Source organism: Bacteroides sp. D22 (genome assembly GCF_000163675.1).
Classification (GTDB): domain Bacteria; phylum Bacteroidota; class Bacteroidia; order Bacteroidales; family Bacteroidaceae; genus Bacteroides; species Bacteroides xylanisolvens.
The window spans coordinates 45,835-55,379 of sequence record NZ_GG774819.1 but is presented as its reverse complement, the minus strand read 5'-3'; the positions used below and the strand labels follow the sequence as shown (position 1 = coordinate 55,379).

Annotated in this window: 8 protein-coding genes; all 8 read left to right on the top strand. The window is 47.9% G+C overall.

What is annotated here, in order from left to right; translation table 11 throughout:
- The coding region (locus HMPREF0106_RS04815) for an IS66 family transposase (protein WP_009040841.1) at positions 1-615 on the top strand (615 nt) is incomplete at its 5' end.
- 182 nt (positions 616-797) lie between these two features.
- Complete coding sequence (locus HMPREF0106_RS04820; protein WP_009040840.1) at positions 798-1,799, top strand: tyrosine-type recombinase/integrase; 1,002 nt, start codon at positions 798-800, stop codon at positions 1,797-1,799.
- A 373-nt stretch (positions 1,800-2,172) separates the two neighbouring features.
- The gene (locus HMPREF0106_RS04825) at positions 2,173-2,544 is read left to right on the top strand and encodes a hypothetical protein (RefSeq protein ID WP_004314687.1); all 372 of its coding nucleotides are present in this window, start codon (positions 2,173-2,175) and stop codon (positions 2,542-2,544) included.
- A gap of 36 nt (positions 2,545-2,580) precedes the next feature.
- Entirely contained in the window at positions 2,581-3,879 is a 1,299-nt protein-coding gene (locus HMPREF0106_RS04830; RefSeq protein WP_009040839.1) for a DUF3575 domain-containing protein, read from the top strand.
- On the top strand, positions 3,876-4,928 hold the full coding sequence (locus HMPREF0106_RS04835) for a DUF5119 domain-containing protein (RefSeq protein ID WP_009040838.1): 1,053 nt from the start codon (positions 3,876-3,878) through the stop codon (positions 4,926-4,928). Before HMPREF0106_RS04830 ends, HMPREF0106_RS04835 begins: the two co-directional genes overlap by 4 nt.
- Positions 4,929-4,996: 68 nt before the next feature.
- Entirely contained in the window at positions 4,997-6,280 is a 1,284-nt protein-coding gene (locus HMPREF0106_RS04840) for a fimbrillin family protein (protein WP_008021867.1), read from the top strand.
- Positions 6,281-6,847: 567 nt separating this feature from the next.
- Positions 6,848-7,612 carry a hypothetical protein gene (locus HMPREF0106_RS28470; RefSeq protein ID WP_373167141.1) on the top strand — a complete coding sequence of 255 codons (765 nt, stop codon included), beginning with the start codon at positions 6,848-6,850 and terminating at the stop codon, positions 7,610-7,612.
- A gap of 197 nt (positions 7,613-7,809) precedes the next feature.
- Complete coding sequence (locus tag HMPREF0106_RS04850; RefSeq protein ID WP_157133826.1) at positions 7,810-9,366, top strand: fimbrillin family protein; 1,557 nt, start codon at positions 7,810-7,812, stop codon at positions 9,364-9,366.
- Positions 9,367-9,545: the final 179 nt, after the last annotated feature.

Below are 9,545 nucleotides of genomic sequence, written 5' to 3'. Positions count from 1 at the left end.
ACCACCGACGGCTACAATGTCTATAAAATGTTTGAACGGGAAGATTCCTCAATAACACGGTACGGATGTATGGCACACGTCAGGCGAAAGTTTGTCGATGCATTACAGACCGACCATCGGTCTGCAGACATAATTAACCTGATATCAAACCTATACTGGGTGGAGGCGGATTGCAGAATTAATCTTCTCTCCGAAGATGAACGCAGGATGGAACGTCAGAAGAGGGCAATTCCTATATTGGCAGAAATATGGCAGATGATAAAACCTGTTTTTGAGCAAACCCGCGGGGATACAGCCAACCTTTTTCTAAAAGCGGTCAGATATGCTGTCAATGAATGGGAAGCAGTATCGCGTTATGTGCAAAATGGAAAGGCGGAAATAGATAATAATCCGGCCGAGAGGATGATGAAACCCATTTGCATGGGACGGAAGAATTATCTGTTTTGCGGTTCTGAACTAGGGGCAAAGAATGCTTCTATGCTATACTCGATTATTGAAACATGTAAGATGAATGGATTACGGCCGGTGAAATATATAGCGGAGATTTTAACTAAATTAACGGCAGGAGAAACAAATTATATGTCACTATTACCTATCAACAATAATAAAGAATAATAATTTTTTTGATGAAGAGATTCTCTATACCCCCTAGAGAGGAAAGAGAAAGGCACAGCCATACAATGAGTGCTTACAAATGGAACTAGTTGAAACATCTTTTGTTTTCTTCGCCCATAAAATTCTTTATCTTGCATCCATAAACATTTCCCCAGTAGGTCTGTTTCAAAAAAGACCGCGGGATGCGGAAATTAAAATTTAAATTTATGGATAAAGAAGAAAAGAATGTTGAGATGGTGCATCTGTCACCATACATGAAGTCGGTCATTGAAAGGTTGACGGCAGACAAGAAACGCCCGGCAGTACATACTTATAATGCCACGCTAAACTCTTTCACGAAGTTTTCCGGCGGACAGGGCACAGAAGAAATGCTGGTAACGGACGTTTTTACGGCAGGCAAGCTGAAAGAGTACGAAGCATGGCTGCGAAGCAGAAATGCAAGCTGGAACACGGTTTCCACCTATATGCGAGTGCTCAAAGCGGTTTACAACAGGCTCGTGGAAGCAAAGCGCCTGACTTATGATGCCAGACTGTTTGATAGTGTATATACAAAGGTGGAGGCACAGTCCAAACGGTCGCTTACAGAAGAGCAAATGAATACATTACTGCGCACAGATTTTGAAAAATTGCCCGAAGACGTACAAAATGTACTCGCTTATTTTCTGTTGATGTTTCTTTTCCGTGGAATGCCATTCATTGATATGGCCTACCTGCGCAAACAAGACCTAAAGGAACACTGTATCACCTACTGCCGTCACAAAACCGGAAAGAAAATGGTAGTACGCATTCCGCATGAAGCAACTGCTCTGTTTGAGAAATGCCGGAACAAGAAAACTGATTCCGGTTATCTCTTTCCTATTCTTGACGAAACAACAGAAAACGAAAAGAAACTATACGAGAATTATCGTCAGGCTTTACGCACATTCAACCGCAAGCTAGCCAAAATGGCCGCATTGCTGCTCCCCGGCACTAATATCAGTTCGTACACCGCACGACACACCTGGGCAACACTAGCCTTTTACTCAGGCATTCCCATCGGTATTATAAGCAAAGCCCTGGGACACTCGTCCATCAAGGTAACAGAAACTTATCTGAAACCTTTCGAAAATGAAAAGGTAGATGCCGCAAATGATGAACTGATAATGTCGGTTGTAAAACGTTCTAAAGAAAAGATAGTAGCGTAAACGACCAAATAACAACAGATTAGAAGAGAAACTATTACTTACCAAGTAACGGACGTTTTACGATGCAAAGTAGTGAATATTTCTTCATATATCCAAATATATATTGTAAAATCTTCTTTTATTTTCAATATTAAAGAACTATATACTGACACAAAACCTGACAAAACAACATATTATCACGACTATGCTTCTTAAGGGCATACGCCCCCAGTTCATTTCTGTACTCCAAAATGAAACATTCTTTCATGCACTTTTCCCGCCAGAAAAGTCTTTCTATTATAAATCAAGCCTACGAAAAAACGCTTTTCACCGCTGCTTAATTATGAACAACAGCCGTTACTTGGTAAGTAACAGATAAATTAAAACGCAAAGTATGTTAACACAAGCCACACAAGCAGCAATAGCAATCCTGCATGATATTTCTACAGGTATCTACTTCCGTTCAGCCAACTTCCGGTTTACAGAGGAAGAATGGGAAAATCTGTTCCATAAATTAGAGGAAGGACATATTATACGATTGTTACCGAACTGTGAAGCAAACATAATATCATCCTACGTATTGTGCCGCTCCTTGAACGACCTTTCCTTATTAGATATACTTGAAGCATTGGGCGAACCTATTTATTGTATCCGCCCTACTCCCGAATCCCTCTATTTGCAGAATATGCAAGTCGCTCAAAAGACAGGCGTGCTCAACCAGGTTACGCGGATGCTTCTGACAGGAATCAAAATATCCGACTGGTAACCGTATAGTACACATAAAAATGACACACATCAACTTATGAAAAATAAACCTACATATTTAAAACGCCTCGCTTTTCTTTTCGGTTTACTATTATCCCTTTCTGCTGATATCTTTGCACAGAAGGAGCATACCGAAGAAATTTCTGTCAAGCCTGCCTTGCTTTATTTCCGCTTTGACAAAGCTTTGGTAGACAGTGGCTATATGGACAATGGACGCACATTACGCCGTTTAGATGAACTTTTCTCGGACAGTATTCCGACCGCACGGATAGATTCAATATACATACTGTCTTTCGCTTCGCCCGAAGGTGTTCCATCCTACAACAACCGCCTGGCAATGCGGCGTTCTCATGCGGTGAGGAATTACCTGATATGGAAATATCCCCACCTCGACAAGTGCCGTATCCTTCCGTGTCCGCAAGGTGAAAACTGGCAGGAATTACGCCGTATGATAGCAGAAGACGCGAACCTGCCCAAACAAAAAGAAGTGTTGCAAATCATTGATTGCACACCGGAAACGGAAAAGCGCAAGGCGCAGTTGAAAAAACTGGATAATGGTATTCCCTACCATTACATCCGCCAAAAGATATTACGCTATTTGCGCAATGCTTCCATCTGTACGGTCAAATTATATGCCGACACCCTGCCGGCTCTACCCGAGCCTGTCTGTGTAAAGCCGGAATACCAACGGCAAGAACCGTATGCGCATAATCTGCCGAATCCCTTGACAGAAGAAACAAGGCGAACTATGGAGCAAGTCCGACAGCAGGAACAGCTTGCAAAAAATAAACGCCCGCTATTTGCCTTGAAAACGAATCTTCTGTTCGACGTCGCCATGATGCCGAATATAGAAATAGAAGTCCCCATCGGCAAACGTTGGTCCATAAATGGTGAATATATGTTCCCGTGGTGGCTGTTCGACGGCGACAAGTACTCCATGCAAATCCTTATGGGCGGTCTGGAAGGCCGCTACTGGTTGGGAAGCCATCAGAAGCGCGAGAATAGCGAAGTGCTGACCGGGCATTTCTTCGGGTTATATGCCGGAGGAGGTAAATACGACCTTCAGTGGAAAGAGAACGGTTATCAAGGAGAATTCTTTATTGCTGCAGGCATCAGTTACGGCTGGGCAACACGGATTGCACGCAATCTGCACTTGGAATTCAATATAGGTATTGGTATGCTACGTACCGATTACCGGCATTACCATGCACGGGACAACTACCAGACCTTGCTCTGGCAGGAGAATGGCAAATACACCTGGTTCGGCCCTACAAAAGCCAAGCTCTCTCTCGTCTGGCTGTTGAACCGTAAAGTGAGGAAAGGAGGTATAAAATGAGTGATAAGTGGTTAATAACAAGCAGCGGACAGCTACTGTTCTTCTGTCTCTTATGTGTTTCCATCCTGCTTGTCTCCTGCGAGCGTCGTGACCTGACCTACTATGAAGTATCGGAGATTACCCTAACTGCCGACTGGAATGATTCGGGATTGGACGACAAAGAGCAAAAATACGGTGCCACAGTCGTGTTCTATCCGCGGAATGGCGGCGAACCGAAAATCTTCATGATGGGTGACCGTTCGGGCGACGCAGTACGCCTGCCGATGGGAGTGTATGACATCATTGTCTTCAACCGTTCGTTCAACGATTTCAGCAACATTGCTTTCCGTGGCAACAGTTATGAGACACTGGAAGCATACGCCCGCAAAGTGGAGACGCGTGTGGACAAAAAGACACGTGTGGAAACACGCACAATCATTTCCTCCCCCGATGAATTGGCGGCAGCCACGCTGAAAGGTTTCACTGTTACGGAAGATATGCTGGGAAATTATAGCCAGACCACCTACGGGCGGACGGCTCCTTCACGCTCGTCGGAAGAGACGCCGGACGGACTTTACCACCTTCATTTCGTTCCGAAAAAGCTGACCCGCGAAGTGTCCGCCGTGCTTCATATAGAAGGACTGAACAACATACGTTCAGCAACCTGCCGCTTGGGCGGAGTGGCAGAATCTATTTTCCTTGCAACAGGAAAAACATCCGCCAACACGGTGACGCAGGAGTTCACACCGTCAAATCCGGAATTCTCGCCCGGTTCTCCTTTCAACGGTACGTTGAGTTGTGAGTTTGAAATATTCGGTCTCAACGTTATTGATAACAACAACCTGCATCTGGATGCATTACTGGTGGATGGAAAAACTGAATTTGAAGGGGATTGTACCAACGTAAAAATAACGGAAAACGACGACGGAACAGGGAGCGTCACGCTTATTCTGGAAGCCAGTACTGAAAAAGTGCCGGACGTAAAACCAGAAGGAGGAGCCGGTTCCGGCTTTGATGTGGACGTAGACGGATGGGGGAACGAAATCAATACGGATATTCCCATCAATTGACTCTATAAAGATGAATGTGCAATAAATTTATTAATATATAAACAATGAAAAACTAAAGCTAAGAAACAATGAAAACGATTAACGCTATGATGTTATCGCTTGCGGCACTGACGATAGCAGGCTGCTCGCAGAATGAAGTGACAGAAATCAGTCCGGACGCTCACCCGCAGGTGGGATTCGGTGTGTACACGGGAGTACCAACCAGAGGTGTGGACATGACTACGGAAAGTATGAAGGATGATCCGACAGATGCCAATAAATATGGTGGATTCGGCATCATGGCCTACTTTACGGGACAAGATAACTTTGAAACTGTAAAGACCACGGTAACCCCCAGCTTCATGCACAACCAGATGGTAAAGTTTGACGGAACCAACAATGTCTGGACGTACTCTCCGGTGAAATACTGGCCGAACAGACAGAATGACAAAATTTCTTTCTTCGCTTATGCACCTTATGAGAGCGACTGGCAGAACGGCAGCAAATCAGGAGTAATCACCTCGGCAGCCACTGCTCCGGGTATCCCCTACATCAAGTTTAAGCTCAAAACAACGGACAAACTCGACAAGATGGTGGATCTTGTGGTTGCCGACCAGCGTGACAAAACGTATACGGCCGAAAATGGAGGCAAGATCAGCTTTACCTTCGAGCATACGCTCTCGCGTATCTCCTTCCGCGCACAGTTGGGAGCCGGTGACTTCGATGGTATGGACGGTACGAACAGTTTCGTTTATATCACCCACATGTGGATTGTAGGTACGGACCACAGTGCTGACGGCAGTAATCTTTCGCTGATAGACCCGGCATCGCCCGTTAATGCGAATTCCAAATTCTACACCAGTGCCAAATGGTCTGAACTTCACTGGAACTATGAGGCGGATGCCACTATTGCCCAGGCAGACTTCAGTCTCGACAAGATGCTGAACCTGGAAAGTCCGGGTATCGATATATCCACCCCCGCCGCAGGACATGACGCACGTACACAAGGTATCCGAATCACAAAAGCGTCACAAGGGACAGCAGAGAAGGCCGTTCCGCTTTTCAAGGATAAAGAGTACCTTTATCTCATTCCGGTAGGAGAAAAGAGCGGCACAGATCTAACCCAAAACAAGGGTTGTGCCAAAGGAGACATCAAGATAGGTTTCCATTACGATATCGTGTCCAAAGATGCGACTAATGCCGGCAAATTCATTGCCAGCCATGGGGAAGCTTTCATCGAGCTACCGGCAGGACACATGAAACGTAAGGAGTCTTATTTGTATACTCTGAAAATCAATCTGCATAAGATTGAGATTAGTGATGCTACGGTCACTCCATGGGAGGATATCAAAACGGAAGCAACAGTAGAATAATCAAACGCTGATTCCGGCAACCAAAGCCGGCACATCAGACCGGGCAGGGTTGAATGTCCCTTCCCGGTCACCAAAGAAAATGAAGAAAGAAGAAATATGAAGAATCGAACGATAAAAGCCGGACGGCTATTCATTCACAAAAACGGGATACGCGCCGGAGTCTCCGTCTTTCTCCTGACGCTGCTCGCTGCATGCGGTGCGGACGACAATGTCCCGGACATGCCGTTGGGAGACCGTTCCATCGATTTCTCCACCACGGTGGAGGATACACAGACGCGAAGCGGAGCGCTTGCCACCGGCAATCTCCTGTCTATGGGCATCTTTGCCTACTACACCGGCAGCAATGACCTGACGATAAGCGAAAAGCCGAACTTCATGTACAACCAGGAAGTAAAACGAAGCAATGCCTCCTCGCCGTGGACCTACAGCCCGGTGAAGTACTGGCCCAACAACCCGGGCGACAAGCTCACTTTCTTCGCCTACGCCCCGTATGTAAAGGAGGCAATCGGCAGTAACCCATCCTTCCGTCCAGCAACGGATAAAGGTTATCCCATCCTCGATTACATCGTGTCCGCCAAGGATAATGACCAGACGGACTTACTTGTCTCTATCCCACCGTCGATGAACCTGACCTACGGAACGAACAACGGCAAAGTGAGCCTCCACATGAGTCATGCCCTGACAAGAGTGTCCGCATACGTGAAAAGCGGCGATAACGTACAAGGGAAGCAGGTGACCGTTTTCTCCATGCAGGCCACCAAGAAAGCCACACTGATATTCCGTGACCCTACGCCGTCTTATAATAAGTATGCCAGCTGGAGCTATATAAACCCTATAGAGATGATTACCGTATCTCCTTCGGCCACTCTCCCATTCGCCGTACCGGCCGTGAAAGACGAGAAAAAGCTGCTTGCCGACTTCTTCCTCCTACCCGCCGCCAGGATAAATGAAAGCGACCATAAGTTCAGTATCACCTATACTACCGCCGGAACGGCCAGCAGTGGCGATACACCTGTGCAGACGGTGACATTGAGTAACCAGACGCTACCCTCGATGAATAAATGGGAATTCGGGGCTTACGTCAGCTATACTTTTCTAATAGAGAAACAGAAACTTACCGTCACTGCCACCTCACACCCCACATGGGGCGATGCCGGAACGGGTACCGTCACCGGCAGCGTGGTCATCACGTATGCCGAAAATGAAAGTACCCCCAACTGGAGCAACGGCGGCTCGGGCTCGGTGGACGGCAAGCCCGTGGTGACCCACAGTACCGTGCAGAACGACGTGCAATGGGAGGACGGGGGAACGGAAATCGTGGAAAAGAGTTGATTCCAAGTCGTAAATCCTACTAAAACAAGATAACAATGAGATACATCAAACACTTATTCGTCCGTTCTTTCTACCGGTGCGCAGCCCCCGCCCGCCTTGCCTTGCTCTGCGCCGGTTTCGCAGCACTGGGCGGTTGTACCGACGAAACCGACAGTGCCGGCGGATCATCCACGGCAGACAGTCACATTCCCCTTGCCTTGGAGATAACGGCAAGCGGCTTCACCGGACAGCCGGACGCCTCGCCTGACACCCGCGCCTCGGAACAGGATAATTATGACACTTGGTTTGAGGAAACCGACGCCATCGGCCTCTTTGCCGTAAGGGGCATCGGTACGCCGGCCGCCGCCATCGTGGACGGCATCAACAATTCCAAGCTGACATACGCCCCCGCCGCCGACGCTTCGCATAAGCCAACGTGGCAACCGGCAGATGCCGCCACCACCTTATATTATTATGCGGACGTGACCTATATCGCCTACTACCCCTACAAAGACGGCATCGTGATAGACCCCACACAAAGCGCGGCCACTATCCTTGCCTCCTTTTCCGGGAAGACGGAACTGCAACCCGCTGCCGACCAGTCCACCCCCGAAGCATACGCCGCCAGCGACCTGATGACCGCCGACGGCACGGCCACCGATACCGCCGACCCCAGCCGGAAGTTGCTGTCGCTTACCTTTACCCACAGCTACTCGCTGCTAGTGTTGAAAGCTAATCTGACCAAGGCGATGTATGTAGCGCCTGCCGGAAGCGCCTTTGACTATCATCCGCAAGCAACCGCTACGAGTGCCGACCCCGGTGCCGCCGACGTAATGATACGCGACGTAAAGGCATATAAGATAGCCGACGGCGTATTCCGCGCCATCACCAAACCTGTTTCTGACGACTACATGCGTGGCAGCTACTCTACCCACGGGATGATGGTGGAGTATAATGCTTCTCTTGCCGGATTGGCATCCCTGAAGGCAAACCAACGGTTCGAATGTACAGTGAATGTTCCCTTGTCCGGAACCGCCGATGCCACAGAACGTGCGTTGCAGCCCGGAGACTACGTTTTCCAACACAACGGCAAGATAGAGATTTATCCGGGCGACGGACCCGTAGATGCGAGCGGCAAGATACCGGACTACACCAACGCCGTAGGAATAGTGACGACTTGCATCCCCGCGAGAATGACTGATGAAGGATGCACCGGCAATGGCTGGACACATGCTTACGTGATGGGGACGGAAACCCATGGCAACAATCTTCGATGGTGCTGGCAGAATAGAATGCTGGCGGATCTTGAGGATGTCACTACCATTACTCAGGCAAAAGACTACATGAACGGCTGTAAAGATACAAAATACATTCTGTCGACAAAATATAATGATTATGAGATATTTGACGAACTGGTTACCTACCGGAATAACAACCCACTCCCTCAAGGAGTAAACCGCAGTCCGTGGTTTATCCCCAGCACAGGCCAATGGTATGACCTGATAGCCAATATAGGCGGAAAATCGCCGGATGATTTTAATAATAACACAACGGCAGGATGGAACAGCAACCAAGACGGAACAGCAATATTAGGAGGGATAAACGCCCGGTTGAACAAAATCGACAAATCCCTTCCCGATGGCGTGCGTTTTCCATGCAGCACAGAACCCGGCTTGGGTGCATGGATGGTCAGGTTCAACGGGAATACCGTTGAATTCGGCACAGTAGATAAAACCCTTAAAGAATTATCGCCATTATACTTTTTCGCTTTCTAATTATCAGCAACTATTAACTACAGTCTGACAATCATGAGATATATAAGCAAACATTCCTTCATAGCCCTCTTCCTCGGTGCCGTCCTTTCAATTTGGGGCGGCTGCACGGAGGAGGCAGACATAGATAAAAACGCCAGAAACAGCAACTCTGCCGCCGACGGCACGCCCCTCACCGTCCG